The sequence below is a fragment of the Thomasclavelia saccharogumia DSM 17460 genome (assembly GCF_000686665.1).
Taxonomy (GTDB): domain Bacteria; phylum Bacillota_I; class Bacilli_A; order Erysipelotrichales; family Coprobacillaceae; genus Thomasclavelia; species Thomasclavelia saccharogumia.
The window spans coordinates 12,420-38,681 of sequence record NZ_JMLH01000007.1 but is presented as its reverse complement, the minus strand read 5'-3'; the positions used below and the strand labels follow the sequence as shown (position 1 = coordinate 38,681).

The 26,262-nt window shown below is 31.1% G+C and carries 25 protein-coding genes and 1 other annotated feature (1 of these 26 cut by a window edge); of the genes, 20 read left to right on the top strand and 5 right to left on the bottom strand.

Going from position 1 to position 26,262, the window contains the following annotated elements; all coding sequences use genetic code 11:
• Window positions 1-7: a binding site (T-box leader), on the top strand; it begins 188 nt to the left of the window's first position.
• A gap of 38 nt (window positions 8-45) precedes the next feature.
• A complete protein-coding gene (tyrS, locus tag BR82_RS0103375) occupies window positions 46-1,272 on the top strand; it encodes a tyrosine--tRNA ligase (protein WP_027089023.1) in 1,227 nt (408 codons plus the stop codon).
• 48 nt (window positions 1,273-1,320) lie between these two features.
• On the opposite strand, the gene BR82_RS0103370 is transcribed toward tyrS, so the two are convergent.
• Window positions 1,321-2,061: a PP-loop family protein gene (locus tag BR82_RS0103370; RefSeq protein ID WP_027089022.1), complete on the bottom strand. Its 741-nt coding sequence runs from the start codon at window positions 2,059-2,061 to the stop codon at window positions 1,321-1,323.
• A 98-nt stretch (window positions 2,062-2,159) separates the two neighbouring features.
• Here BR82_RS0103370 and truB point away from each other — a divergent pair, with 98 nt between their 5' ends.
• The 3 genes from truB (at window position 2,160) to BR82_RS0103355 (ending at window position 4,846) form a co-directional block, all read left to right on the top strand.
• Window positions 2,160-3,002, top strand: a complete 843-nt coding sequence (gene truB / locus BR82_RS0103365) for a tRNA pseudouridine(55) synthase TruB (protein WP_027089021.1) — start codon at window positions 2,160-2,162, stop codon at window positions 3,000-3,002.
• Window positions 3,002-3,919, top strand: coding sequence for a bifunctional riboflavin kinase/FAD synthetase (locus tag BR82_RS0103360; RefSeq protein ID WP_027089020.1), 918 nt, complete (start codon window positions 3,002-3,004; stop codon window positions 3,917-3,919). The genes truB and BR82_RS0103360 overlap by 1 nt, the downstream gene beginning before the upstream one ends.
• A 69-nt stretch (window positions 3,920-3,988) precedes the next feature.
• Window positions 3,989-4,846 carry a DMT family transporter gene (locus BR82_RS0103355; RefSeq protein ID WP_034864048.1) on the top strand — a complete coding sequence of 286 codons (858 nt, stop codon included), beginning with the start codon at window positions 3,989-3,991 and terminating at the stop codon, window positions 4,844-4,846.
• Between the two features lies 1 nt (window position 4,847).
• Here the strand turns inward: BR82_RS0103355 and BR82_RS0103350 are convergent, their stop codons facing one another.
• Together BR82_RS0103350 and BR82_RS0103345 are read right to left on the bottom strand one after the other, a co-directional pair.
• On the bottom strand, window positions 4,848-5,711 hold the full coding sequence (locus BR82_RS0103350) for an NAD(P)-dependent oxidoreductase (protein ID WP_027089018.1): 864 nt from the start codon (window positions 5,709-5,711) through the stop codon (window positions 4,848-4,850).
• On the bottom strand, window positions 5,712-6,380 hold the full coding sequence (locus BR82_RS0103345; protein ID WP_027089017.1) for a gamma-glutamyl-gamma-aminobutyrate hydrolase family protein: 669 nt from the start codon (window positions 6,378-6,380) through the stop codon (window positions 5,712-5,714). It lies immediately after the preceding gene.
• Window positions 6,381-6,521: 141 nt separating this feature from the next.
• Here BR82_RS0103345 and BR82_RS0103340 point away from each other — a divergent pair, with 141 nt between their 5' ends.
• Genes BR82_RS0103340 through BR82_RS0103325 form a run of 4 tightly spaced genes read left to right on the top strand, consistent with a single transcriptional unit; the run spans window position 6,522 to window position 10,920 of the window.
• Window positions 6,522-8,261 carry a septation ring formation regulator EzrA gene (locus BR82_RS0103340; protein WP_027089016.1) on the top strand — a complete coding sequence of 580 codons (1,740 nt, stop codon included), beginning with the start codon at window positions 6,522-6,524 and terminating at the stop codon, window positions 8,259-8,261.
• 43 nt (window positions 8,262-8,304) lie between these two features.
• Window positions 8,305-9,441 carry a cysteine desulfurase family protein gene (locus BR82_RS0103335; RefSeq protein WP_027089015.1) on the top strand — a complete coding sequence of 379 codons (1,137 nt, stop codon included), beginning with the start codon at window positions 8,305-8,307 and terminating at the stop codon, window positions 9,439-9,441.
• Between the two features lie 3 nt (window positions 9,442-9,444).
• On the top strand, window positions 9,445-10,641 hold the full coding sequence (gene thiI / locus BR82_RS0103330) for a tRNA uracil 4-sulfurtransferase ThiI (RefSeq protein ID WP_027089014.1): 1,197 nt from the start codon (window positions 9,445-9,447) through the stop codon (window positions 10,639-10,641).
• A 60-nt stretch (window positions 10,642-10,701) separates the two neighbouring features.
• Window positions 10,702-10,920, top strand: coding sequence for an alpha/beta-type small acid-soluble spore protein (locus BR82_RS0103325; RefSeq protein WP_024720830.1), 219 nt, complete (start codon window positions 10,702-10,704; stop codon window positions 10,918-10,920).
• A 95-nt stretch (window positions 10,921-11,015) separates the two neighbouring features.
• Here the strand turns inward: BR82_RS0103325 and BR82_RS0103320 are convergent, their stop codons facing one another.
• Together BR82_RS0103320 and BR82_RS0103315 are read right to left on the bottom strand one after the other, a co-directional pair.
• Complete coding sequence (locus BR82_RS0103320) at window positions 11,016-11,324, bottom strand: hypothetical protein (protein WP_024720829.1); 309 nt, start codon at window positions 11,322-11,324, stop codon at window positions 11,016-11,018.
• Between the two features lie 13 nt (window positions 11,325-11,337).
• Window positions 11,338-11,787 (bottom strand): hypothetical protein, encoded by a 450-nt coding sequence (locus tag BR82_RS0103315; RefSeq protein WP_027089013.1) that lies wholly within the window; start codon window positions 11,785-11,787, stop codon window positions 11,338-11,340.
• Between the two features lie 617 nt (window positions 11,788-12,404).
• Here BR82_RS0103315 and BR82_RS0103310 point away from each other — a divergent pair.
• From BR82_RS0103310 to ffh, 12 genes are all read left to right on the top strand, one after another.
• The gene (locus BR82_RS0103310) at window positions 12,405-12,623 is read left to right on the top strand and encodes an alpha/beta-type small acid-soluble spore protein (RefSeq protein ID WP_024720827.1); all 219 of its coding nucleotides are present in this window, start codon (window positions 12,405-12,407) and stop codon (window positions 12,621-12,623) included.
• A 150-nt stretch (window positions 12,624-12,773) separates the two neighbouring features.
• Window positions 12,774-13,970 carry an acetate/propionate family kinase gene (locus BR82_RS0103305; protein WP_027089012.1) on the top strand — a complete coding sequence of 399 codons (1,197 nt, stop codon included), beginning with the start codon at window positions 12,774-12,776 and terminating at the stop codon, window positions 13,968-13,970.
• Between the two features lie 70 nt (window positions 13,971-14,040).
• A complete protein-coding gene (locus BR82_RS0103300) occupies window positions 14,041-14,700 on the top strand; it encodes a DNA alkylation repair protein (RefSeq protein WP_027089011.1) in 660 nt (219 codons plus the stop codon).
• Between the two features lie 440 nt (window positions 14,701-15,140).
• Window positions 15,141-16,079 carry a DHH family phosphoesterase gene (locus BR82_RS0103295; RefSeq protein ID WP_027089010.1) on the top strand — a complete coding sequence of 313 codons (939 nt, stop codon included), beginning with the start codon at window positions 15,141-15,143 and terminating at the stop codon, window positions 16,077-16,079.
• Complete coding sequence (locus BR82_RS0103290; protein WP_027089009.1) at window positions 16,072-17,736, top strand: LysO family transporter; 1,665 nt, start codon at window positions 16,072-16,074, stop codon at window positions 17,734-17,736. Before BR82_RS0103295 ends, BR82_RS0103290 begins: the two co-directional genes overlap by 8 nt.
• Window positions 17,737-17,832: 96 nt before the next feature.
• On the top strand, window positions 17,833-18,504 hold the full coding sequence (locus BR82_RS0103285; protein WP_027089008.1) for a response regulator transcription factor: 672 nt from the start codon (window positions 17,833-17,835) through the stop codon (window positions 18,502-18,504).
• Complete coding sequence (locus BR82_RS0103280; protein ID WP_027089007.1) at window positions 18,501-19,895, top strand: sensor histidine kinase; 1,395 nt, start codon at window positions 18,501-18,503, stop codon at window positions 19,893-19,895. The genes BR82_RS0103285 and BR82_RS0103280 overlap by 4 nt, the downstream gene beginning before the upstream one ends.
• Before the next feature lie 2 nt (window positions 19,896-19,897).
• Window positions 19,898-20,470, top strand: a complete 573-nt coding sequence (locus BR82_RS0103275; protein WP_027089006.1) for a xanthine phosphoribosyltransferase — start codon at window positions 19,898-19,900, stop codon at window positions 20,468-20,470.
• A 16-nt stretch (window positions 20,471-20,486) separates the two neighbouring features.
• The gene (locus BR82_RS0103270; RefSeq protein WP_027089005.1) at window positions 20,487-23,432 is read left to right on the top strand and encodes a chromosome segregation protein SMC; all 2,946 of its coding nucleotides are present in this window, start codon (window positions 20,487-20,489) and stop codon (window positions 23,430-23,432) included.
• An 11-nt stretch (window positions 23,433-23,443) separates the two neighbouring features.
• On the top strand, window positions 23,444-24,427 hold the full coding sequence (gene ftsY / locus BR82_RS0103265; protein ID WP_027089004.1) for a signal recognition particle-docking protein FtsY: 984 nt from the start codon (window positions 23,444-23,446) through the stop codon (window positions 24,425-24,427).
• A gap of 2 nt (window positions 24,428-24,429) precedes the next feature.
• Window positions 24,430-24,759 carry a YlxM family DNA-binding protein gene (ylxM, locus tag BR82_RS0103260; RefSeq protein ID WP_027089003.1) on the top strand — a complete coding sequence of 110 codons (330 nt, stop codon included), beginning with the start codon at window positions 24,430-24,432 and terminating at the stop codon, window positions 24,757-24,759.
• A 12-nt stretch (window positions 24,760-24,771) separates the two neighbouring features.
• Window positions 24,772-26,166, top strand: coding sequence for a signal recognition particle protein (gene ffh / locus BR82_RS0103255; protein WP_027089002.1), 1,395 nt, complete (start codon window positions 24,772-24,774; stop codon window positions 26,164-26,166).
• The last annotated feature ends 96 nt before the right edge of the window (window positions 26,167-26,262 follow it).

Sequence of the window (26,262 nt, the reverse complement as noted above, 5' to 3'; positions counted from 1 at the left end):
CCTTTAGGATGAAATCTTTTTTATTTTATAGATGGAGGATAGAAGATGAAGATTTATGATGAATTAGTATGGCGGGGATTGATCAAAGATGTCAGTTCGCCGGATCTAGAAGAAAAATTAAATAATGGTGGAATGACTTTTTATATTGGAACTGATCCAACTGGAGACAGTTTACATATTGGACATTTTTCATCATTTTTAATTTCAAAACGTTTAAAGGATGCCGGACATAATCCGATTTTATTAGTTGGTGGAGCTACAGGATTGATCGGTGATCCAAAACCAGATACTGAAAGACCAATGATTACGAAAGAAACAGTTGAACATAACTTTGCTTGTTTAAAAAAACAGGCTCAGGACTTATTTGGGTTTGAAGTAGTTAATAACTATGACTGGTCTAAAGATTTAAATTTTATTGATTTTCTTAGAGATTATGGTAAATACTTTAATGTCAATTATATGTTGAATAAAGATATTGTTAAACGGCGTTTAGATGCTGGGATTACATATACTGAATTTTCTTATATGATCATGCAGGCAATGGATTTTGAATGGTTATATAATAATAAAAACTGTGTTATGCAGGTTGCAGGCCAAGATCAATGGGGCAATATTACAGCAGGAATTGAATTGATCAGAAAAAAAGACGGTAAAGAAGCTTATGGTTTTACAATGCCGCTTTTAACTAAAAGTGATGGAACAAAGTTTGGTAAGACAAATGGCAAAGCTATTTGGTTAGATAAAGAAAAAACATCACCTTATGAAATGTATCAGTTCTTTATTAACTCAGAGGATGATAAAGTAATCGATTATTTAAAATTCTTAACTTTCTTAACACCTGAAGAAATTATGGAATTAGAAGAAAAGAATAAAACCCAGCCTCATTTACGAGAAGCCCACCAGGCGCTAGCTCGTGAAGTAATCACTTTCTTACATGGTAAAGAGGCTTATGAAGAAGCTGTAAATATTTCTAAAATGTTATTTTCAGGTCAAATTCAATCTTTGACTTTAGAACAAGTTAAAGTATGTTTTGAAGGAGTGCCAAGTGTTGAAATAAATGAAGATTTAAATATTTTAGATGCTTTGATTACTTGTGGGGCAGCTAAAAGTAAACGCGAAGCACGTGAATTTGTTAATGGTGGATCCATTTTAATTAATGGTGAAAGAATCAAAGATGTTGAATTTACTGTTTGCAAAGCTAATGCTTTTGGCAGCGAAGCAACGGTAATTCGTCGTGGTAAAAAGAACTATTTTGTAATTAAACATGCTTAAAAGTGGACGTTATGTCCACTTTTTCACACTTTATTCACAATTGTGAATTTATTTTTCTTTAGGTGTTTTTTTCCAAAGTAATGTATTTTTCTCGTTCGATAAACTAGTCAATAAATTACTTTTGGCTTGAGGGTATTTTTGGTACAGCTCATTTAATAACTGTTTAAATTCTTCGCGCTTAGTATGTTTATCCGCTGGGCAGGTTGATGTCACAACAGGAATATGAGCTTCTTCTACAGCTGAAATGATATCTGATTCATAAGCATAAACTAAAGGCCGAATGAAATTCATTTCGGTTCGCGTTAGATACATTTTAGGGGTAAAAGTAGCAATTTTACCACCGTAGACCATATTCATAAATAAAGTTTCTACAGCATCATCACCATGATGAGCAAAAGCAACTTTGTTACAACCATACTTTTTTGCGCCATCAATAACTAAAGCTTTTTTAAACTTTGAACAAAGCGAGCATTGTAAACGACCATCTTCAGTTTTATTTAACTTTAAGATTTCATAAACATCGCTAGGTTCATGATATAATTCAATCTGATTTTTTTTACAAAAAGCATCTACTTTACTAAAATCCATATCTGGAAATCCCATTTCAATATGAACACCAACTACCTCAAATTTAACACGAGCAAATTTTTGATATAGCGATAAACAGTATAAAAGTAACGTTGAATCTTTTCCACCTGATACACCAACACAAATTTTATCACCATCTTGAATTAAATCAAATTCTTCATCAGCTTTTCTTATACAGCCTAATACTTTTTTCATTGTCATTTATAATCACCGTTTTCTATTTTAACAAAATTATGAATATATGCAAAGATATTTGCATTTTATTACAAACCTTTGTAAAATGATAAGCGGTGATAAAAATGGATGGAATCATATTAATAAATAAACCTGCAGGGATGACGAGTCATGATGTCGTTAATAAACTTCGTAAAATATTACATACTAAAAAAGTAGGGCATTGTGGAACTTTGGACCCTGATGCAACTGGGGTCTTAGTTGTATGTATTAATAAGGCAACTAAAGTATTACAGTTTTTAACTAGTGAAAGTAAAGAATATGTCGCAACTTTAAATTTAGGTGTAAGTACGGATACTTATGATGCTAGTGGTAAAGTCTTAGAAACTAAAGAATATCAAAAAATAGATGATGATAAAATTATTGCTTGTTTAAAGAGTTTTATAGGAAAACAGGAACAAAAACCGCCTTTATATTCAGCAATCAAAATTAAGGGCAAAAAATTATATGAATATGCAAGAAGTGGTGAAAATGTAGAAGTTCCTACTAGAGTTGTTACAATTGATTATATCGATGTTTTAGAAATCAAAGAAAATTTGATTAAATTTAAAGTTGGCTGTTCTAAAGGAACTTATATTCGTTCATTATGTTTTGATATAGCTGCTAAATTAGGCTATCCTGGACATATGCAGGATCTGATCAGAACGAAATCCGGTAAGTTTGCTTTAAATGACTGTTTTACTTTAGAAGAAATTGAAGCTGGTAAGTTCAATTGTTTGAGTATTGAAACTGCCTTAAGTGACTTTAAACAATTAGAAGTAGAAGATGAAAATATCGTTTATCATGGTAAGAAGATCAAATCTGATATCAATGAGCAGGTCGTAATCGTAAATAGAAATAAGAAGGTTTTAGCAGTGTATGGCCCTGATGGTAATGGTTATTTAAAGAATATAAGAGGATTATGGTAATGGAAATAATATATTTAAATGAACAAAATGATTTGAAGATGGAACCTAGTTGTGTTGCGCTTGGCTTTTTTGATGGTTTTCACTTAGGACATTTAAAGTTAGTTAATGAAGTTATTAAGGTTTCAAAAAGAGATAATTTAAAAAAGGCGCTGTTGACATTCGATGTTCACCCTCGAGCTTATTTAACTAATCAGCCGTTTAAGTATTTAATGAGTTTAGAAGATAAAATTAATTTATTAAAATCATATGATTTTGATTATTTATTTATTTTACGTTTTAATCATGATATTGCTAAATTGATGCCAGAAAAATTTATTCAAGAATTTATTATCAAATCTAAAATCAAACATGTTGTTTGTGGTTATGATTTCCGTTTTGGTGATCGGGGTCGTGGTAATAGTGAAATTTTACAAGCTTATGGACATAATGATTATCAAGTAACTGTAATTGAAAAACTGGAATACGATCATCATAAAGTATCTTCAAGTTACTTAAGAGAGCTTCTAACTAAGGGTGATGTCGAGATGGCAGCTAAATTATTAAGTCGTCCTTATTGTATAAGTGGTAAAGTAATATATGGACGGCAAAATGGACGTAAGATCGGTTTTCCAACTGCTAATATCGATGCTAAAGATTATTTGTTACCTGAAAATGGGGTGTATGGTGCAAAAGTCTATTTTAAAGATAAAGTTTATTTAGGAATGGTCAATATTGGTTATAATCCTACTTTTACAGCATTACCAGGATTATCTTTAGAAGTAAATATTTTTGATTTTGATGAAAATATTTATGGACAAGTTTTAACAGTTGCTTTTATTAAGAAAATTAGAATGGAAAAGAAGTTTGCTAGTGTTGAAGGGTTGATTGAACAGTTAAAGCATGATCGTCAACAGATCAAAAATGAAATAATTTTGTAGATACAGTTAATGTATCTACATTTTTAGTTTTAAAGTTTTTTAGATGGATATACTAATAGTGGTGATATAATGTATGTCTGGTTGATTTTTGCAAGTTTTTTATGGGGAACTAATGTTTTAGTAATGAGATATATGCTGGAATATATGTCAACATATGATCTGGCGACACTTAAGGTTTTTCTTTCGATCGTAGCGATTTTTTTAGTGATGAAATATAAGAAAGTGAAATTTAAGCGTCGTCATGATTTTTTAGGCTTTAAAGTTGCCTTATTTTCAATAACAATAAATTTTATTTTAACTTTTGAGGGCTTAAATTTAATTAGCGGCAGTGCTAATGCAATCATGAATTCACTGGCTCCGTTAGTAACGATTCTTTTAGCTTTATTGATATATAAAAATAAGATCGTTAAAAATCAATTGCTTGCTATGATGATAGCTTTTGTTGCTTTTTTTGTTTCGATTGATTTTAAATTGAATCAGCTTTCTTGGGGGCATTTGATGCTGCTTGGGGGAATTGTTTTTTATAGTTATGGTAATCTATTGATGCAGCATAATTGTAAAAAAGAAGAGAATCTGTCGTTTACATTAGAGTATTTGAGTTATGGTTTTATCCAGTTATTAGTGATATCGTTATTTTTTCCGCAACATAACGATATCGAAAATATTTCGTTAATGTTATGGCTCGTTTTTATCCTTTTTTCTGGGATTGGATTTGCCATCATCCAGTTGATTTATTTTAATGCTGTTCATGAAATCGGTAGTATAAAAACTAGTTTTTTACTGGGATTAAATCCAATCTTTACGTATCTTGGCTCTTTGCTGCTGCAAGAAGAGTTTGCTTTTAATAAGATGTTAGCGATGATCTTGATGGTTATAGCAATGTTGATTGCCAATAAACATAATTTATTTGTAAAAAAAGATAGCTGAGCTATCTTTGATAATATTTAATTAAAGCCTGCGTTCCTAAATCTTCATCACCATTAACTTGTAAAGTCTCAAACATTTTTAAAACAGCATTAAGTACTTCAAGGTCAAGGCTGTTGCTATCATTTACATCCTTGGCTATTTTCATATCTTTGATATAGTGTTTGATGTAAAAACCAGGGTCGAAATCATTTGTCAGCATTTTAGGACCATTGTTACTTAACTGCCAAGAACCAGCAGCCCCACTAGAGATGCACTGTAACATTAATTCAGGATCTAGGTCAACGCTTTTAGCGTATGTGATGGCTTCACAGGTACTGGCTAATGCACCAGCTAGGGCAATTTGATTAGCCATTTTAGTATGCTGACCGTTTCCAGGAGCTCCAACATAATTGAGATTAGTTCCTAAAACTTTTAAGACAGGTCTTACTTTTTCAAAAACTTCTTTGTCACCGCCGACCATAATAGATAAGGTTCCTTTGATGGCTCCAATATCGCCACCAGAAACTGGACAATCTAAACTAACAGCACCTTTTTTTATTGCTTCAGTATATATTTTTTTAGCTAATAGGGGACTTGACGTCGTAAAATCAATTAAAATAGTATTTTCTTTTACACTATTAATGATTCCTTTTTCACTAAAATATACTTCTTCAACATCATTAGGGAAACCAACCATCGTCATAATAATATCTTTATCTTTGCAGCATTCTTCAATACTATCACACCATTTGATTTTATCACTTATAATATCTTCAACTTTATGTTTGCTTCGAGTAAATATGGAGATATCATAATCTGCTTTACATAGATTCAATACCATCGCTTTACCCATTACTCCAACACCGATAAATCCAATTTTTTTCATCTATTTTTCCTCCAGTAAATCATTAAATAATTTTAAAAGTCTTTGCTGTATTTTATCATTATTCTTTTCTGGATGCCACTGTACCGCGATAATTTTATCTTTTTCGATTCCTTCGATTATATTGTCAATACTTTTAGCGCTAATGATAAAACCATCGGCAACTTTATCGAGAGCTTGGTGATGAAAAGAATTTGTCATAAATTTATCACCTAAATACTTTGATAGTAAAGAATTTTTACAGGTGGTAACTAAATGGCGATAGCCCTGCATTTCTTTTTGCATGTGCAAATTTGAGTCAAGGTCTTGAATCAAGGTTCCGCCAAAAGCAACGTTAATAGTTTGGATGCCGCGGCAAATTCCTAAAATCGGTTTGTTTTGCTGGAAAAACATTTTAATTAACGTAAATTCTAGTTCTTCAAGTTCGAAAAGCTCTTTTTTAGTTTTGGGATGTAAACTTTCGTGATAGTAAGCAGGGTCGACATCGAGACCGCCTGTAAGTAATAGACCATCACAATTATCAACTAAAAACTGTAAGGTTGTAAAACTTGCAGGAGCAATTGTAATGATATCAAGATCTGCTTTTTTGAACATTTTAATATATTCATGATAGATATAAAAAACTCTGTTTGGATTATATGAACGCAACGGTGCTAAGATTTTTTTATTCATCTATTATACCTCCTGTTAATATATATTATTGAGAAAAAAAATAATGTAAATGATTATGAAAAATTGTCGATTCTGTTTAGACATGACAAGTATGTTGTGGTATACTCTATAAGTAAGCTTTATGTAAAGAGGGATGTACAGATGGAATTTTTAGATAATATATTAAAAAAATTTGGTAGTCAAAGTGTAATCATAGCTTGTGTCTGTGTGTTAGTGATAATTATTGGTACGATAGTTTATCGTGCAATTAAGTTAAAGATGTATCGTAAAGAAATAATTGAACTTGAAAATCGCATGAATGCAATAAAAACATTACCGATTCAGTATCGTTTGGGTAGAGTAAAAGGAATTGGAAAAAATATGCCTGAAGTACTTGAAAAATATGAATTATATGAATCTGAATTTAATAAATTAAATGTTTTTCAAAATAATGATATCATGCCTTTAATAAACGAAATAGATGAACAGCTTTTTTATCGTAAATTAACAGGTGCTCATAAGAAAATAGTTAAATTGAAAAATGAAATTGATGATTATGAAAGCAAAGCTCAAGATTTGTTGAAAAAAATCGAAGTTATTACGGAAATTGAAAATGTTCAACGAGTCGCAATTATTAAGATCAAAGAAAAATATCGAGCTGCAAGTGATAATTTTGCAGCCGTTAGATTTAAAATCGAGGATTTCGTTCCGGCGATTCCCGCTATTTTTGATGATATTGATAGTCGTTTTGTTACTTTGGAAGATATGATGAATAATCAGCGTTTTGATGAAGCACAATCATTTGCTGCTAAAATTGAAAAAGATATTGATCTATTGGCAGCTAATCTTAGAGATTTACCAACTTATATTTCAATTGTCCGGAAATATATTCCTAAGCGTTTAGAAGAGTTATATGCAATTATCGAAGATATGAAGGAAAAGGATTTTTCAATTGAAAAATTAAACGCTTCAGTGCGCTATAATAAGATTCATGCTGATTTAGAAAATACGATTCAAGCTATTAAAGATCTAAGATTAGAGAACGTTGGTTCTTCGATTGAAGTAATGACTGATGAATTAAATGGATTGGGAGCTGATTTAGAAAAAGAACAGGCTGCTTTTAATCAGTATGAAGAAGCTCGTAATAATTGTTATCGACATATTGGTCGTTTAGACGATGGGCTTAAACGAACAGTAAGTTCTTTAGCTGAATTACAACGTAATTATTTATTGAGTGATTATAATATTACAATTGATGAAGATTATAAGAATTTTAAACCAATTATAGATGATTTAGAAGAAATAACGACAGTAATTGAGTCAAAAGATTTTTCGTATAGTACGTTGATTGAAGAATTCGATCAATTAGTAAAGCGTTGTCAGCCATTTGATGATGCGTTAGTAAAATACAATGAATTAGAAAATTCATTAAGATTACAGGAAAAAAGAGCTTTAGATGAATTGGATAATATTAATATCGTTCTCTTAGAAATAAAATCAGAAATTAAAAATAAACACTTACCAATGATCAATGAATCGTATAAAGATTATATCGATGATTCTTATCAAAAAGCTGATGAAATCTTAAAGTTTATTCGTCATCGGCCAATTGACTTAGAAAGATTGTCACTTCAAGTTGATGCAGCTCGTGATGTGATTTATAAATTATATGATAATGTTCATAATTTGATCGTTACTGCAGAAATGGTTGAAGAGGCAATTATTTATGGTAATCGGTATCGTAGTTCTTTTTTAGAAGTTAATACCGAGTTGACTAAAGCGGAGTTATTATTTAGAAATGGTGAGTATACAAAAGCTTTATCTACAGCTGTTGATATAATTGAAAAGATAAATCCGGGGTCATATGAGATGTTGATTAATAAAAACACAAAGTCGGTGTAGGACTTTGTGTTTTAATTGCATATAATAAAATAGGGGGTTATTTATGATATATTTAGATTATGTAGCAACGACACCGTTAAATCCTGAGGTTTTAACGACTTACCATAATTTATTAGAAAAATATTTTTATAATGCTGATTCAATTTATGATAAAGGAATCGAAGTTAATCGCTTGATGGAACATTCCCGCAAGTTAGTAAGTGAAATGCTTAAGGTTAAAGAAGATGAAGTTATTTTTACCAGCTGTGGCAGTGAGGCTAATAATATGGCAATTAAAGGGACAGCGTTCCAATATCAAAATCGCGGTAAGCATATTATTACAACGGCAATTGAACATTCATCGGTATATGAAACTTGTAAAGAATTAGAAAAGGTTTTTGGTTTTGAAGTCACATATTTAGATGTTGATCAAAAAGGCTGTATTTCTTTACAACAGTTACAAGACAGCATTAGAGATGATACGATTCTTGTTTCGATCATGTATGTAAATAATGAGATCGGGGTAATTAATCCGATTGAAGAAATTAAAAAAATTGTAAAAAAACATGATAAAGTTAAACTTCATTTTGATATGGTTCAGGCTTTAGGAAAATTGCCGATTAATTTAGAAGATGTAGATCTGGCCTCATTTTCGGCTCATAAAATTTATGGGTTAAAAGGAAGCGGACTATTATTTAAACGGCGTTCCACAACCATCGTACCATTGATAAGCGGTGGTCAGCAGGAATTTGGGCTTCGTGGAGGTACTTCAAATGCCTGCAGTAATATTGTTTTAGCAAAAACATTGCGCTTAGCATTAGAAAATTTTGATGCTAAAACTAAACATATTGATATCATTAACAAATATGCTAGAGAATGTTTACAACAAATACCAGGAATTGTCATTAATAGTGATGAATCGTGTTGTATTTCATCAATATTAAATTTTTCTTGTCCGGGATATAAACCAGAGGTTATTTTACATGATCTAGAGACTAAAGAAATATATTTATCGACCCGCAGTGCCTGCTCTTCAAAAACGAGCAATGTTTCTAGAATCATGGCGCAACTGCATCTTGATGATGCCATTGCTTCAAGTGCACTTAGAATTAGTTTTAGTGAACATACAACAAAAGAAGATATTGACCAGTTTTGTTATTATTTACAAGACAGTTTAGGAAAATTAAAGAAACAGAGGTAGAAAATGGAAGCAAATTATATATTAGTTCGCTTTGGTGAACTTACTACAAAAGGTAAAAATCGAAAATTATTTACAAATCGTCTTTTAAAAAATACAAAAGAAATATTGAATGATTTTAAACAGTTAAGCTATGATTTACAGCATGATCGCATGTATGTGATTCTAAATGGTGCTGATCATCAAGCTGTTTGTGATAAGTTAAAAACAGTTTTTGGAATCTATTCTTTTTCTGTTGCATATAAAATTGATAAAGATCTAGAAATGACAAAAAAAGCTGTAATGCAAATAATTGAAAAAAATGATGGGAATACTTTTAAGATCAATACCAAGCGTTCTGATAAGAATTTTCCTGGTTCTTCTCAAGAAATAAACCGAGAAATTGCAGGATATGTTTTTCATCATACGACCAAAAAGTTAAAAGTTGATGTTCATCATCCGGAAATCTTAGTTACGGTTGAGATTCGTTATGATGCAATTTATGTAATGGATAATATTATTAAAGGTGCTGGTGGATATCCAGTTGGCGTTGGTGGTAAAGCCTTGTTAATGATGTCTGGGGGAATTGATTCGCCAGTAGCGGGGTATTTGACTTTAAAACGTGGCGTCGATCTTGAATGTATTCATTTTGCAGCACCACCATATACAAATGAATTGGCACGAGAAAAAGTTTTTGATTTAGTAGATAAATTACGTCATTATACCCATGGAAAAATCAAAGTTCATGTTGTTAATTTTACTAAATTGCAATTAGCAGTTTATGATAACTGTGATGAAAGTTATGCTATGACAGTAATGCGTAGAATGATGTATCGTATTAGTGAAATGATCGCTAATAAAAATAATTGTCTGGCTTTGGTTAATGGTGAAAGTATTGGGCAAGTAGCTTCACAAACTTTAAATAGCATGCAGGTTATCAATGAGGTTGTTAAAATTCCTGTATTAAGACCAGTTTTATGTTTAGATAAATTGGAAATTATTGATATTGCAAATAAAATCGATACTTATGAAATATCGATTCGGCCTCATGAAGATTGTTGTACGATCTTTACCCCGAAAGCTCCTGCAACTAAACCAAAAAGTTATAAAGCAGAAGCTTTTGAAGAAAATTTTGATTTTAAAAAATTAATTGATGAATGTGTTGATAATGTTGAGGAAATTGTCGTAGATAATAGCTATAAACAAAATAATGAAATTTTTTAAAAAATGATGTATATATTTTTAGCTTTGACACAAGATATATGTGTCAGGAGGTGAAGATATATGTCACAAAACTCTAGTAGAAACAAATTAGTTGTCCCTGGAGCTCAAAATGCAATCGATCAAATGAAATACGAAATTGCAAACGAATTTGGCGTTAATTTAGGTCCTGATACAACTGCTCGTGAAAACGGTTCTGTCGGTGGCGAAATTACGAAAAGATTAGTCGAGATGGGACAAAAACAAATGAGTTCATCAAATCGTTATAATCAATCTAAATAGTTGATAAAACCCTAGTTAAGCTAGGGTTTTAACGTGTTTTTTGCATTTAATAAAAAGGTTAAGACATTAATCTTAACCTTCATTTTATATTAAAATCATTCTTCATCGGGATTGATTTCAACTGATAAATGATAATGGTTTTGATTGAAATTTTCCATAATTGCATCCCAATCTCCGTTTTCATAAAGTTCTTTATTTTCTGAAATAAAAGAATCTGTAACATCTTCTCCTTTATCTGAATCGATGATTTTTACACCATATTCATTTTTATTAAAAGCATCTTTAAGATATTTAGTTGTATTAGGATAAGAATTTGAATTCCCATCAATAATCGCACATACTATAACTGAAACCATTGAAATCACAAAAATTGCTACAATAATAGTTCCTTTTGATATTTTCATAAACTACTCTCTTTCAATTAAAAGTTAAACTATCTGGAATTGTGAATTTATCATAATATAGACCCATTCCACTGTTATTGCCAAATTGTTCATCATAAACTAGAAATGAAAAATTACTATAAGCGACTTTTCTTTTATTAGTTGCAACAGTTTTACTATATGTTAATTTAATATCACTTACGTTTCCAGAGGTAAGGGATATATATGGATTACCAATGTTAGTATATTGTCCGATTGCATCATTAAATGTACAGACAGCTTTTACTTTTCCACCAAACTCATTTGCTGTTTTTCTACCATTATATTCTAAAATTTTATAAATCCAGCCGGTTTCTTTGGAAACTGATTGAAAAACATATGGTGTTAGCTTTGTTGCATTAACACTACTTACAGATAGAAGTAAAACTACTAAAATTAATAATGTACTATAAAAATTCTTATTCAATTGTTTTAAAGTTTTCATTTTTTCTCCATCCCGTAACTTCCACTTGCCACCTTTTATTATTTTGCAAAACAAATTATAAAGAAAGTACTCTCTATTATTAGAATACTGATACGAAGTACAAAAGTCAAGCAATACAATATTTTGGTATTTTTTTACCCATTAGATTCATAAATTTATTTTTAACAAATTTACAAAAATAGAAATAATTTATGTGGTAGGAAGTAGAAATATTATAACTTATAAGTCATCTATAAGAGCTTTATTTATCAGGAAAATTAATAAATATAAGTAGCTTAAAAATTAGATGCTTTATTTATATTACATATAAAAAAGAAGTAAATTTTATTTTTTAGGATAATATATAATAAAAGATATAAGAATTTATTTACTTTTAAAAATTTCCCAAAAAAGTTATAAAATGTATAATTTTCACAGACAAAAGTATAACTTTTTCATTATAATTTGCACATTTTATCCGTATTTAATAATTAATATTTTTGATGAACTTATTTGAGTTCATCAAATCGTTATAGTTAATTTAGCTAAGCTTTTAGTTAGTTTAGTTAAAATTTTAAATTAAAATGCATAATTTAAAATTAATAACACAAAATAATTGTGTCAGGAGGTGAAAATATATGTCACAAAGTAACTCTAGCAGAAACAAATTAGTTGTTCCTGGAGCTCAAAATGCAATTGATCAAATGAAGTATGAAATTGCAAACGAATTTGGCGTTAATTTAGGTCCTGATACAACTGCTCGTGCGAATGGTTCTGTTGGTGGCGAAATCACAAAAAGATTAGTTGCCATGGGACAATCTCAAATGAGTTCATCTAATTACAATCAATCAAAATAATTATTTTAAAACCCTAGCAAGACTAGGGTTTTAAATTGTCAAGAAAAATAAAATAAATTTAAAATTTGAAAGCGCTTCTAAAAAAATGTTGAGTTTGCTCAATAATTTAGGTACAATATAAAAGATGACAGAACTAAGGAGGAATTATAGATGGTAAAAGTAATGGCTATAAATGCAGGAAGTTCTTCTTTGAAATTCCAGTTAATTAATATGCCAAGTGAAGAAGTTATTACTTCTGGAATAGTTGAAAGAATAGGTCTAGAACAAGGTAACTTTGAAATGAAATATAATGGTGAAAAATACACTAAAGAATGCCCAATCAAAGATCATAGTGTGGCAGTACAGTTATTATTAGAAGCATTAGTAGATCAAAAAGTAGTAAATAGTTTAGATGAAATCGATGCTTGTGGACATCGAATCGTTCACGGTGGTGAATATTTTAGTGACTCGGTAAAAGTAGATGATGATGTTGTTCGTAAGGTTGAAGAATTAGCTGAATTAGCACCGCTTCACAATCCAGCTCATATCATTGGTTATAATGCTTTTAAAGAAGCTTTACCAGGCGTAGAACATGTTTTTGTTTTTGATACAGCATTCCATCAAACATTAGATCGAGAAAGATATTTATATCCTTTACCTTTAGAGTATTATGAAGATTTAAAAGTGCGTAAATATGGAGCTCATGGTACGAGCCATAAATATGTTTCTCAAGTCGCTAATGAGATGTTAGGTAATCCTAAACATTCAAGAATTATTGTTTGTCACTTAGGAAATGGCGCTAGTATTTCAGCTGTTCAAGATGGCGTATGTATTGATACTTCAATGGGCTTTACACCTTTAGCTGGAGTTATGATGGGAACTCGCTGTGGTGATGTGGATCCTTCAATCATGCCTTATTTATGTAAAAAATTAAATAAGACACCTGATGAAGTATTAGATATTTATAATAAGAAATCAGGAATGTTAGGTATTTCTGGAATCTCTTCAGATTCACGGGATATTGAAAATGCTTTATTTAAAGATGGTGATGAACGTGCTTTATTAACTAGTTTATTATATGCAAGAATCGTTTCAAAATATATTGGAAGCTATTTTGTCGAAATGGGTGGTGTTGATGCGATTGCATTTACAGCTGGAGTTGGCGAAAATGCTGCTTATTTGCGTCGTTTGATCATTGATAATATTTCACGTGCTTTAGGAGTTTTCTTGGATGAAAAAGCAAATGAAGTAAGAAGCAAAGAAAATCGTGTGATTTCAAATCAATTTTCTCAGGTGGAAGTGTACGTAATTCCAACTAATGAAGAAGTGATGATTGCTCGAGATACAGTAAATATTTTAGGACTATAGTCAATAAAGGTTATTGAAATTGTTCAATAACCTTTTATAATAGCGATGATATTTTATAGGGAGGCTGATCATGGATAAATATTTAGAAATAAGGGCAATGTTTGAAAATAGGGAAGATAAAGAAAATGCTCTTATAATGGCAAAATATATGCGTAACAAGTTCAAGTTTTATGGACTTCCAACGCCTAAAAGAAAAGAAATATATAAAAGTTTTCTCAAAGATGAAAAGAAAAATAAAATAATAGATTGGGATTTTTTAGATAAATGTTATGAAGATGAACATCGCGAATTTCAATATCTTGTATGTGATTATTTAAATGCTATGATAAGATATTTAACTTATGAAGATATTTTTAAAATAAAGAAATATCTTAAATCAAAACAGTGGTGGGATACGATAGATTTTTTAGATAAAGTTATTGGAAAAATAGGTTTGCGAGATAATCGCGTTGATGATCTAATGTTAAAATGGTCTAAGGATGAGGATTTTTGGATCAGAAGACTGGCAATCGATCATCAATTGTGTCGAAAAGAAAAAACAAATATAGAATTATTAGAACAAATAATAGTTAATAATTTTGGTAGTGATGAATTTTTTATTAATAAGGCTATTGGCTGGAGTTTAAGGGATTATTCTAAAACAAATCCTGATTGGGTCAGAAATTTTATTAGTAAATATAAAGATAAAATGGATAAGTTAAGTATAAAAGAAGCAAGTAAATATATTTAGTAAAGTAGACGAAAAAAGAGGCATTGAACAGTTCAATGCTTCCTTTTTGTAATTCTAACTAGTGTTCGTTTATAAAATCTATAATAATTTTGCAGTTTCTTTAATATTAGTACAAATGGCAGGATGTTTGCTGGTTTGAAAAAATATATTCAGTAGTTAGAGACAAGTTGATTTATTTGATTGAATTCATCTTTAAGATTTTATTTATCTTTCTAATCTGATTTTTGATCTGCAAGGCAAAATAACAGTTTTATTTCTTACTGTTATTCTAAAGTCCAAATTCCCATAACTTTCTTATTTAACTGTATTTTTAAACAAAGAATGATAATAATATTATACTGTAGTCAAACATCCATCATAATAAAATAAGGCAAAAAATCCTTTTTGTTTATCTTTATATAAAAATGTGTTATAGTCATATGTAATTAAGGAGTGAGAAAATGGATAAAGAAATTATTGAGAAGATAGAAGCGTATGATTATATTGCTATCTACCGCCATGTAAATCCTGACTTTGATGCTTTTGGAAGTCAGTTTGGTATGTATGATATAATTAAAACCACATATCCAGATAAAAAAATTTATGTTTGTGGTGATTTTAGCTCAGAATTAGTAGGAAAGTATACCGTTGCTGTTAATTATAATGAAGTTGATTATAATAATGCTGTATTAGGAATAGTTTTAGATACTGCTAATAGGGAAAGAATCGATGATGAAAATTATCAAAGATGTAAAGAACTTATTAAAATCGATCATCACATCGTTGTTGATAGCTATGGTGTTATAAACTATGAAGATAGTACAGCTAGTTCAGCGAGTCAATTAGTGAGTCGCTTATATAAAGATAATGATGTTTTAAAAATATCTCAAGATGGCGCTGCCGCTTTGTATTTGGGAATCGTTGGCGATACAGCAAGATTTTTATATCAAAATACTGATGTTAGAACTTTTGAAGCTGCTAGTGCGCTGTTAAAGACGGGAATCGATATTGTAGAATTATATAATCGCATTTATTTAAAAAATGCTAAAGAATTAGAAGTTAATAAGTTTATTTTAAATAATTATAAATTTGATGGCGGTGTTGCTTATTATGTTTTAACAAATGATGATTTGAAAAAACTAGGAATCAGTAGAGAACGAGGATCAGATTTTGTTAATGTTTTATCAGGTGTTATCGAATATAAAATTTGGCTAGCAATAACGGAAAATGTCGCTGATAATAATTGGCGAGTTAGTATTCGATCTCGAGATTTTGCTGTTAATGAAGTAGCTAAAAAGTATAATGGTGGTGGTCATGCTCTAGCCAGTGGAGCAAAATTAAATTCTATCGAGATGCTGCCAAAATTAATTGAAGATTTAAAGGAGCTTATAAATGAATAAATTAAATGAAATATTTGCCAATTTTGTTGAGGGATTTACAACTCATCGACAACAAAATATTGTCAATGAACCGAGTAAAGGAGCTTTTATTAAAGCCTTGATCATAACATTAATAGTAGGATTGATCAGTGAATATCTATTATTGATTCCCTTAAATTTTCGTTCTTTGCAGTTTATTATTTATTTTTGTTTTTTATTACTTATTTTTATTGGAATCTATTCTGTTTTAAGTCGCGGTTTTAATAAAATTATTAAGTATAGTTTAATTTTAGTGGGTATTTTAGTAATTTATGTAGCTGGAGGAACCTTTGTTAGTTCACCAGTCTTTAACGCTAAAAGTTATCAAAAACAGTTGACCCTTGATAAAAAAGCAGATTTTTACGATGATAATAAGACGATTTCTTATCAGTCGATTCCCGTTGTTGATCGTGATAGTGCCATTAAATTGGGCGATCGTAAAATGGGTGAGATGGTAGATTATGTTTCCCAATTTGATGTCGATGAATCATATGAACAGATTAATTATGATGATAATCCTTATCGGGTTACACCACTTGAATATAGTGATTTAATTAAATGGTTTACTAATCGCAGTGATGGCTTGCCTGCTTATATTAGAGTTAATATGGTTAGTCAGGAATCTGAAGTTGTTAAGTTAAAAGAAGGAATGAAATATTCTAAATCAGAGCATTTTGGTAGAAAGATCGAGCGTCATTTACGAGCTAATTATCCTACTTTGATGTTCGATACACTGGCTTTTGAAATTGATGATGATGGCATACCATATTGGATTGCTCCAGTATATGAGTATAAGATCGGTGTTTTTGGTGGTAAGGATATTACTGGGGCTGTACTTGTTAATGCAATCGATGGCGATCATAAATATTATGATATTAAAAAGGTTCCAGAATGGGTCGATCGTGTTTATCCTGCTGATCTCGTATTGACGCAGTTAGAAAATTATGGAAAATACACTAATGGTTATTTTAATACTTTGCTTTCTCAAAAAGGCGTTTTACAGCCTACTGATGGTTATAACTATGTAGCTATCAATGATGATGTTTATTTATATACAGGCTTGACTTCAGTATCTAAAGATGCTTCAAATGTCGGCTTTGCAATGATCAATTTAAGAACTAAAGAAAGTAAATATTATAATATTTCTGGAGCTGAAGAATATTCGGCAATGTCATCGGCTGAGGGCCAAGTCCAAAATCTTAAGTATAAAGCTACTTTCCCGATCTTGATCAATGCTGGAGGGCAGCCAACATACTTCTTATCATTAAAAGATGATGCTAATTTAGTTAAAAAATACGCTTTTGTTAGTGTTGAAAATTATCAGATCGTTGCTACTGGCGATAGTGTAGCTCAGGCTGAACAGGCATATTATGCTTTGCTTGAATCTAATGGAAAAAAAGCCGATACTGGTGATTTTGAAACAAATAAATTAACGGGTGCTATTAGTGCAATAAGTGAGGCTGTAGTTGATGGAAATAGTACGTATTATTTTAAGATTGAAGGTAGTGAGACGGTTTTTATTGGTGATATTAGTTTAAGTGATCGTTTTCCTCTTGCTAAAACAGGTGATATCGTAACGATTGAGTTTGTTAATAGTAAAGATGACAGCGAAGTAATTACTTCAATTGATTTTAATTAGGCAGAAAACTGTAGTTTTCTGCTTTTTTGCTGGGGGTTTGACTATATTTACAAAATAAATTATGTTATAATCTTACAATGAATCGAGGTGTTGATGATGAAACCAAGAGTACTGGTAGTTGATGATGAAAAAGATATTAGGGAATTAATTGGTTTTTATTTAAATAAAGAAGGTTTTGAAATGCTGGAAGCTAGTAATGGTGAAGAAGCTTTAGAAATCTTTGAAAATGAATATATTGATTTAGGAATTATTGATGTGATGATGCCGGTAATGGATGGCTTTGAGTTAGTTGAAAACTTAAAGGAGTTTAAAGATGTTCCGGTAATTATGTTGACTGCTAAGGGTGAAAGTAAAGATAAACTGAGAGGCTTTTCAGTTGGGGCTGATGATTATGTAGTTAAACCATTTGATCCAACGGAATTGATGGCGCGTGTAAGAGCGGTATTGAAAAGATATAGTGTCAATACATCAAATATTATTAAATTGAATGATGTCGAATTTGATGGTGAAAAATATGAAATTCGTTATCTTGATGAAACGATTCATTTGCCATTGAAACAATTTGAATTAGTTTTTGAATTAGCTAAACATCCTGATCAAATATTTAGTAGAGAGCAGTTGATTGAAAAAATATGGGGAATGGACTACGATGGCTTTGATCGAACGGTAGATGTTCATATTAAGCGGATTCGTGAAAACTTAGGACATTTACCAGGATTTAAAGTTGTCACGGTAAGAGGTCTAGGGTATAAGGTAGAAGTTGAATGATGAAATCAATTTATGGAAAGTTGATTTGCGGCTTTTTAATTACGATCATTTTTAGTTTTTCAGTTGCTGGATATGTTGCTTTGAGAAGTAATTATGATCAAATTGAAGATATGGCTAAAAGTGAACTTAATGCGACGAGTGAATATGTAGTAGGAATTTTAAATAGTTTAGATGATGATAATATTAATGATATTATGAATCAATATGCGATTAGTTCCGAGGTCAATATTACATTGTTCTCACCAAACTATGGCTATTATGCATATGGTGATGGTAAATATTCACCCTCTAAAGAAACGATGACAAAATATTATTATGATAATAGTAAAAATGGTTATTACGATGTCCGTAAAAATATCCAATCGTATGGCAGTAAAACTAATATAAAAGATATGGATGTATATGTATATGTCCAAAAAGATACGAGTTATGAAAAGGGAATTTTTGCAAATTCGGCAGTATTGATTTTAGGATGTGTGTTTTTATCAGGAAATATTGTTTTTATCGCTATTGCTGATATTATAGTTAAACCGATTACTCGTTTAACTAATGCGACTAAAGAATTATCAAAAGGGAATTATAATGTTAGAGTGAATTACGTTGGTGATGACGAGATTTCGCGTTTAAACCAGGGATTTAATCAAATGGCACAGCAGCTTGCTAAACAGGAAGAGACGCGACAAAAATTCATCTCAGATATTTCTCATGAATTTCAGACGCCTTTAACGGCCATTCAGGGCTTTGCCAATATCTTAAAAGAAGAAGATCTGCCCAAAGAGCAGCGACAAAAATATGCTGATATTATTTTATTTCATTCTAAACGTCTTTCGACATTATCTAAAAATATGTTGCAGTTGACGTTGTTGGAACGAGAAGAAGTTGATTTGGAATTTACAACTTTTTCAATTGTTGATCAATTGACAAGAGTTATTTCAACTCAAGAAAATCAGGCTATTTTAAAAGATATTGAAATTGTATTTGAAAAACCCCGGAAAAATATTATGGTATACGGTGATGAGCAGCGTTTAGAGCAGGTTTGGATCAATATTATATCTAATGCTATTAAATATACCGATAAAGGCGGGTTGATTACGATCGGAATCAAAAAGACATCTCGTGATGTTGAAGTCTCTATTGAAGATACTGGTCATGGAATGTCAAAAGAAGTTATTTCACATATTTTTGAACGTTTTTATCGTGAAGAAAAAGCTCGTTCTGTTGAAGGTAATGGTCTAGGGCTTTCCATCGTTAAATCAATAATTGATTTGCATCATGGTAAGATAGATGTTATCTCACAGGTTGATGTTGGATCTACTTTTATTGTTAAATTACCAAGTGAGAGAAAATCTTTTGATCTAAAAGAAAAATTATCGTTAAATAGGAAGGATTAAAGATGGATTTATTAAAACAGAGAATTTTAAAAGATGGAAATGTGATTATGCCGGATATTTTAAGAGTTGATAGTTTTTTGAATCATCAAATAGACTGTTCGTTATATCGGAAAATTGCTAAAGAGTTTAAAGAACGTTTTAAAGATGTCAAGATAAATAAAATTTTAACAATTGAAGCTTCAGGAATCGGAATTGCTTTAGCTACTGCTTTTGAATTTGATGATGTGCCAGTAGTCTTTGCTAAAAAAGGTACAGCTAAAACAACTAGTACCCACTTATACACAGCTAAAGTTCATTCATTTACCAAAGGAATCGATTATGATGCAATCGTTAGTAAAAAATATCTTAGTGAAGATGATAATATTTTAATCATTGATGATTTCTTGGCAAATGGACAAGCTGTTTTAGGATTGATCAATATTATTGATCAGGCAAAGGCAAACGTTGCTGGAGTTGGAATCGTAATTGAAAAAGGGTTTCAGGATGGTCGTAAATTAATTGAAGAAAAAGGATATCGGATAGAATCTTTGGCAATCGTTGATGCTTTTAAAGATGGAACGGTAATTTTAAGATAATGAAAAGAGGGTATAAATGTATTTAAAAAGAATTGAATTGCATGGTTTTAAATCATTTGCCGATAAAGTTAATATAGAATTTCAGCCAGGAATCACGGGAATCGTAGGGCCTAATGGCTGTGGTAAATCAAATATTTCAGATGCCGTTAGATGGGTACTGGGAGAACAATCAGTAAAATCATTGCGGGGATCAAATATGACAGATGTTATTTTTGCTGGAAGTGAAGATCGTCGAGCCCAAAATTTAGCTGAAGTAACTTTAGTCTTTGATAATAGTGATCGTTTTATGAAATATGATTATAATGAAGTTGAAATTACCAGACGACTTTATCGTCAAAATAATGAAGCTGAATATTTGATCAATAAACAGCAGTGTCGTTTAAAAGATATTGTGGATTTGATCATGGATACCGGTTTAGGAAGAGATTCTTTATCAATTATTTCGCAAGGAAATATTTCGAGTTTTGCTGATAGTAAACCAGAAGAAAGAAGGGGCATTTTTGAAGAAGCAGCTGGTGTTTCTAAATATAAAAAGCGGAAGTTAGAATCGATTCGTAAATTAGAAAGAACTAAAGAGAATCTTGAAAGAATTGGTGATATTGTTGTCGAATTGGAAAAACAGGTTGGTCCTTTAAAGAGACAAAAAGAAAAAGCTGAAAAGTATTTGACTTTAAAAGAGCGCTTAACTTCGATCGAGGTAAATGTTTTGATCCGTGAGATAAGTAATGCTAAAAAATCATTAGATGAATTTAGTAAAAGTATTAAAGATTTAAATGAACGACAAGTATCATTAGAAACAGATATCCAGTTAAAAGAGGATAGTAATGATAAGATCAAAAAGAAAATGTTTGTTTTAGATCAAGAAATAAATGTTTTACAAACAAAGCTGTTAGAGGCTGTATCTAATGTTTCTAAGTTAGAAACAGCTAAAGTAGAAATTGATCAAAAAAGAAAGCATGCTTTAGAAACATTAAGTAAAGAAAATCTCCAAGAAAGCATTGCTAATATGAAAGCTATTTTAAGTGATATTGTCAATGAATATAACGATCGTGTTGAACGATTAGAAAATACTGAAAAAGAATTAAACGAGATCATTGAAAATCAGGAAAATCGCAATAATCGATTGACTAAATTAAAGGAAGATATTGATTATCTTACTAGTGAGATCAACAAAAATAAATCAAAAAAAGAGATCTTGATCGATGCGGTTGAAAACAAATCTAATTATCATCACGGCATCAAAACAGTACTATCACTTGCCAAAAGCAATAAAAATATTATTGGTGTTTTAGGTGATTTAATTACTACAAATGAAGGATACGAACTGGCGATTTCTTCAGCATTAGCTGGAGCAATTGAATTCATTGTCACAACTGATGATCTAACAGCTCGTGATACAATCAAGTTTTTACGTGATAACAAAGCTGGACGAGCAACATTTTTACCAGTAAATACAATGAAACCGCGCAGTGTTCGGGAAGAACATTTGATCGTTAGTAAGACGATGGATGGTTATCTTGGTCTAGCAAGTGATTTTGTTAGTTATGATGATAAAATTGAAAGTGTTGTTTTAAATCAGTTAGGTAATATTATCATTGCTAAAGACATTGATTGTGCTAATGAAATCAGTAAAGCAACTTTTGCTCGATATAAAATCGTGTCACTTGACGGTGATATCGTCAATGTTGGTGGATCTTTGACAGGAGGGAGTTTTAATCGTCAAAAATCATCATTGGTGCAAAAAAGAGAACTTGAAGAAGTTGCTATTACTTTAGAAAATCAAGAAAAAGATTATGCTAAAAAAAGAAATGAATATAATGTTTTAGATAATGAGATCAAAGAAATTTCACATGCTTTGTTACAAAAACAGATGGCCTATGCTAAATTGGAAGTAGTTGTTCAAGGTAAACGCGAAGAGCTGATCAAAGCAAAATCTGAATATGAGTCATTAGCTGATCAAAGCGTTGAATTAGAAGATTTTGCTACTGGTAAGACAGAAAGTAAATTGATCAATCAGTTAAATGAAGCTGTTAAATATCGTGATGATTTGACTGAAGAAATTAAATCAAAGCGGGAACTTAGAATGTCTTATGTAAATCAAAATGAAGCTTTAGAAGTAGAACTTCGCGAATATCGTAAAGATTTAAAAGAGGTGCAAAGTGAAGTTAACGCTAATGCTATTAAAGCGACAAAATTGGAAACATTGCTTAGTAATCATTTAACACGGTTGAATGATGAATATCGGATGACTTATGAATATGCCGTTGAACAGTATCAAGAAGAAATTGATGTTGAACAGGCAAAATTAGAAGTATACGAATTAAGAACTAAGATCAGTAGATTAGGGAATGTTAATATTGATGCCATCGAAGAGTATAAAACTGTAAGTGAACGTTATGAAAACATGAATCGTCAGCGAATTGATTTATTACAGGCTCAAGATAGTATTTTAGAGGCTATAAAAGAGATGGATGAGATCATGATCGAACGTTTTTCAGAAACTTTTGAAAAAATTAATGAAGAATTTAATACTGTATTTAGAAGTTTATTTGGAGGCGGAAAGGCTAAAATAAAATATAGTGATCCGACTAATATTTTAGAAACAGGAATTGATATCGATGTTCAGCCACCTGGTAAGGCAGTCCAAAATATTTCACTATTTTCAGGTGGTGAGAAAGCTTTGATCGCTATTTCGTGTCTATTTGCAATTTTGCGAGTTAGACCGATACCAATGTGTATTTTAGATGAGGTTGAAGCAGCATTAGATATTGCAAACGTTGAAAGATTTGCGAAATATCTAAAAGAATTTTCTGGAACAACGCAATTTATTGTTGTAACGCATCGTGAAGGAACGATGGAAGAATGTGATCTTTTATATGGTGCAACGATGCAGCAAAAAGGAGTTACGAAGTTGGTTAGTGTTAAATTAGAAGAAGCGATCGATTTATCTGATCCAAGTTAGGAGGGTTTGAAATGGGATTTTTTAGTAAAGTTAAAGAAAAATTTGTCGGAAAATCAGCTAAACAAAATGAAAAATATGTCGCTGGGCTAGATCGGTCTAATACAACTTTTTCCGATCGAATCAATGAACTGGCTGCAAGATTTAGGGAAATCAATGATGAATATTTTGAAGAATTAGAAAATATTTTGATTATGTCAGACGTTGGGGTTTCGATGGTGATGAAAATTGTTGAAGAAATTAAGAACGAAGTCCGCATTCAAAATATTACGGATCCTAAAGAAATCAATGAGATCATTGTTGATAAAATGTTTGTTATTTATGCTAATGATAGTGTCATGACAACAAAGATAAACTATGCTGATGACGGTTTAACGGTTATTTTAATGGTTGGTGTCAATGGCGCTGGAAAGACGACAACGATTGGCAAATTGGCAAATCGGATAGTTAAAGATGAGGGTAAAAAAGTTATGGTTGCTGCTGGCGATACATTTAGAGCAGGAGCCATTGATCAATTGGCGGTATGGGCTAGTCGAGTTGGTGTTGAAATCGTTAAAGGGCGTGAAGGTGGTGACCCTTCAGCAGTTGTTTTTGATGCTTTAAAACAAGCTAAAGAAAAAAATATCGATGTTTTGATCTGCGATACGGCAGGGCGCTTACAAAATAAGGTCAATTTAATGAAAGAACTAGAGAAAATGAATCGTATTATTAAACGTGAAGTACCTAATGCACCACATGAAACTTTATTAGTTATTGATGCTACCACAGGACAAAATGGTGTTAGTCAGGCAGTTGAATTTTCAAAGATCACTGATATAACGGGTCTAGTTTTAACAAAGATGGATGGAACGGCTAAAGGTGGAATTGTTTTATCAATCAAAGATCAATTAAATATACCGGTTAAATTTATTGGTTTAGGTGAAAAGGTTGATGATTTGCAAGAATTTGATCTAGATCAGTATATTTATGGATTATGTAAGAATCTAGTTGAGGAATAATGATGGAGTCTAGTTTAGAGAAAAAGCAGCGGGTAAATTTGTTGATGGATTGTTATAGTGATTTATTAACAGAGAAGCAACAGATGTATTTAGATTACTATTATCATGATGATTATTCACTTTCGGAGATTGCGGAGGCTTTGAATGTTAGCCGTAATGCAGTTTTTGATAATTTGAAAAAGACAGTGCATTTATTAGAAAATTATGAAGAAAAGTTACAATTATTGAAAAAACATCAAGAAAGACTTGACTTAATTCAAAGAATTGAAGATGATATGTCTTGTGAACATAAAAAAATAGAAGAATACTTAGATTTGTTAAGGAAGATATAGAAAGGGGTATTTATGGCTTTTGATTCATTATCAGAACGTCTGCAGAGTACTTTAAAGAAAGTTTCTGGACAAGGGCGTTTAACAGAAAAAAATATGGAAGAGATGCTAACCGAGATTCGTTTAGCATTATTGGAAGCAGATGTTAACTTTCAAGTTGTCAAAGAGTTTATTGCTTCAACTAAAGAGAAGGCTTTAGGACAAGACGTTTTAGGGTCATTAAAACCAGGTCAAGTTGTTGTAAAGATCGTCCATGATGAATTAGTAGAATTATTAGGGACAACAGTAGCGACAATTGATTTTGATAAAAAACCAACAGTTATCATGATGGTTGGTTTACAGGGGTCTGGTAAAACCACTACAGCTGGTAAGATTGCTAATTTAATTAGTAAAAAGCATGGTAAAAAACCATTATTGGTAGCTGCTGATATTTATCGTCCTGCAGCTGTCGATCAGTTGAAAACATTAGGAGAACAGCTAAATGTTCCAGTATATGAAAAAGGAACTTCACAGTCAGCTGAGTCAATCGTACAAGAAGCAATGCGCTTTGCGCGGGAAAATAATAATGATGTAATTATTATTGATACGGCTGGTCGTTTACATATTGACGAGCCATTAATGAAAGAGTTATCAAATATTAAAGAAATTGCTCATCCTCATGAAATTTTATTAGTAGTTGATGCTCTTACTGGGCAAGATATCGTTAACGTTGCTAGTTCATTCAATGAACAGTTAAATATTACTGGGGCAGTATTGACAAAATTAGATGGGGACTCTCGTGGTGGGGGTGCTTTATCGATTAGACATATTACGCATGTACCAATCAAGTTCATTGGTACTGGTGAAAAATTAGATGCAATCGATTTATTCTATCCTGATCGTATGGCGGATCGTATTTTAGGGATGGGAGATGTTGTTTCATTAGTAGAAAAAGTTCAAGACGTATACGATGAAAAAGATACGATGAAAGCATATAAAAGAATGCAGTCTGGTCAATTTGGCCTTGATGATATGCTTTCACAAATGCAGCAGTTAAGAAAACTAGGGCCACTTTCTGGGGTCTTAAAAATGATTCCTGGAATGCCTAAGATTCCTAAATTAAATGACGAAGATTCTGACCGTAAATTAAAAGAAACTGAATCAATTATTTTTTCGATGACCAAACAGGAACGTCGCGATCCTAGTATTATTACTTTATCGCGTAAAGAAAGAATTGCGAAAGGATGCGGTAAAGATGTTGCGGCAATTAATCGTTTATTGAAGCAGTTTGAAGAATCTAAGAAAATGATGAAGATGCTAGGTAACTTTGATCCTAATACAGGGATGCCAATGCATGGTAAACCTAAAAATCCTAATACGTTTAACCCTAATCGTAAAAAAGTACGTCATAAAAAGAAAAAGAAAAAATAAAATATTTGTTGTTAATAGCCTTTTAAGGCTATTTTTTGTTGGATAAATTTTTATTTGTATTTAGCTTATTTTTTTGACTATTGATTGAAGAGTTGG

What these genes read in the sequence shown, in the direction of transcription:
- truB (WP_027089021.1), top strand. Translation starts at nt 2,160, where the DNA reads ATGGATGGAATCATATTAATAAATAAACCTGCAGGGATGACGAGTCAT.
- BR82_RS0103325 (WP_024720830.1), top strand. Translation starts at nt 10,702, where the DNA reads ATGTCACAAAACTCTAGTAGAAACAAATTAGTTGTCCCTGGAGCTCAA.
- BR82_RS0103335 (WP_027089015.1), top strand. Translation starts at nt 8,305, where the DNA reads ATGATATATTTAGATTATGTAGCAACGACACCGTTAAATCCTGAGGTT.
- ffh (WP_027089002.1), top strand. Translation starts at nt 24,772, where the DNA reads ATGGCTTTTGATTCATTATCAGAACGTCTGCAGAGTACTTTAAAGAAA.
- BR82_RS0103280 (WP_027089007.1), top strand. Translation starts at nt 18,501, where the DNA reads ATGATGAAATCAATTTATGGAAAGTTGATTTGCGGCTTTTTAATTACG.
- BR82_RS0103300 (WP_027089011.1), top strand. Translation starts at nt 14,041, where the DNA reads ATGGATAAATATTTAGAAATAAGGGCAATGTTTGAAAATAGGGAAGAT.
- ftsY (WP_027089004.1), top strand. Translation starts at nt 23,444, where the DNA reads ATGGGATTTTTTAGTAAAGTTAAAGAAAAATTTGTCGGAAAATCAGCT.
- BR82_RS0103370 (WP_027089022.1), bottom strand. Translation starts at nt 2,061, where the DNA reads ATGACAATGAAAAAAGTATTAGGCTGTATAAGAAAAGCTGATGAAGAA.
- BR82_RS0103270 (WP_027089005.1), top strand. Translation starts at nt 20,487, where the DNA reads ATGTATTTAAAAAGAATTGAATTGCATGGTTTTAAATCATTTGCCGAT.
- BR82_RS0103290 (WP_027089009.1), top strand. Translation starts at nt 16,072, where the DNA reads ATGAATAAATTAAATGAAATATTTGCCAATTTTGTTGAGGGATTTACA.
- BR82_RS0103285 (WP_027089008.1), top strand. Translation starts at nt 17,833, where the DNA reads ATGAAACCAAGAGTACTGGTAGTTGATGATGAAAAAGATATTAGGGAA.
- BR82_RS0103355 (WP_034864048.1), top strand. Translation starts at nt 3,989, where the DNA reads ATGTATGTCTGGTTGATTTTTGCAAGTTTTTTATGGGGAACTAATGTT.
- thiI (WP_027089014.1), top strand. Translation starts at nt 9,445, where the DNA reads ATGGAAGCAAATTATATATTAGTTCGCTTTGGTGAACTTACTACAAAA.
- BR82_RS0103320 (WP_024720829.1), bottom strand. Translation starts at nt 11,324, where the DNA reads ATGAAAATATCAAAAGGAACTATTATTGTAGCAATTTTTGTGATTTCA.
- BR82_RS0103310 (WP_024720827.1), top strand. Translation starts at nt 12,405, where the DNA reads ATGTCACAAAGTAACTCTAGCAGAAACAAATTAGTTGTTCCTGGAGCT.
- ylxM (WP_027089003.1), top strand. Translation starts at nt 24,430, where the DNA reads ATGGAGTCTAGTTTAGAGAAAAAGCAGCGGGTAAATTTGTTGATGGAT.
- BR82_RS0103315 (WP_027089013.1), bottom strand. Translation starts at nt 11,787, where the DNA reads ATGAAAACTTTAAAACAATTGAATAAGAATTTTTATAGTACATTATTA.
- BR82_RS0103295 (WP_027089010.1), top strand. Translation starts at nt 15,141, where the DNA reads ATGGATAAAGAAATTATTGAGAAGATAGAAGCGTATGATTATATTGCT.
- BR82_RS0103350 (WP_027089018.1), bottom strand. Translation starts at nt 5,711, where the DNA reads ATGAAAAAAATTGGATTTATCGGTGTTGGAGTAATGGGTAAAGCGATG.
- BR82_RS0103345 (WP_027089017.1), bottom strand. Translation starts at nt 6,380, where the DNA reads ATGAATAAAAAAATCTTAGCACCGTTGCGTTCATATAATCCAAACAGA.
- BR82_RS0103305 (WP_027089012.1), top strand. Translation starts at nt 12,774, where the DNA reads ATGGTAAAAGTAATGGCTATAAATGCAGGAAGTTCTTCTTTGAAATTC.
- tyrS (WP_027089023.1), top strand. Translation starts at nt 46, where the DNA reads ATGAAGATTTATGATGAATTAGTATGGCGGGGATTGATCAAAGATGTC.
- BR82_RS0103360 (WP_027089020.1), top strand. Translation starts at nt 3,002, where the DNA reads ATGGAAATAATATATTTAAATGAACAAAATGATTTGAAGATGGAACCT.
- BR82_RS0103275 (WP_027089006.1), top strand. Translation starts at nt 19,898, where the DNA reads ATGGATTTATTAAAACAGAGAATTTTAAAAGATGGAAATGTGATTATG.
- BR82_RS0103340 (WP_027089016.1), top strand. Translation starts at nt 6,522, where the DNA reads ATGGAATTTTTAGATAATATATTAAAAAAATTTGGTAGTCAAAGTGTA.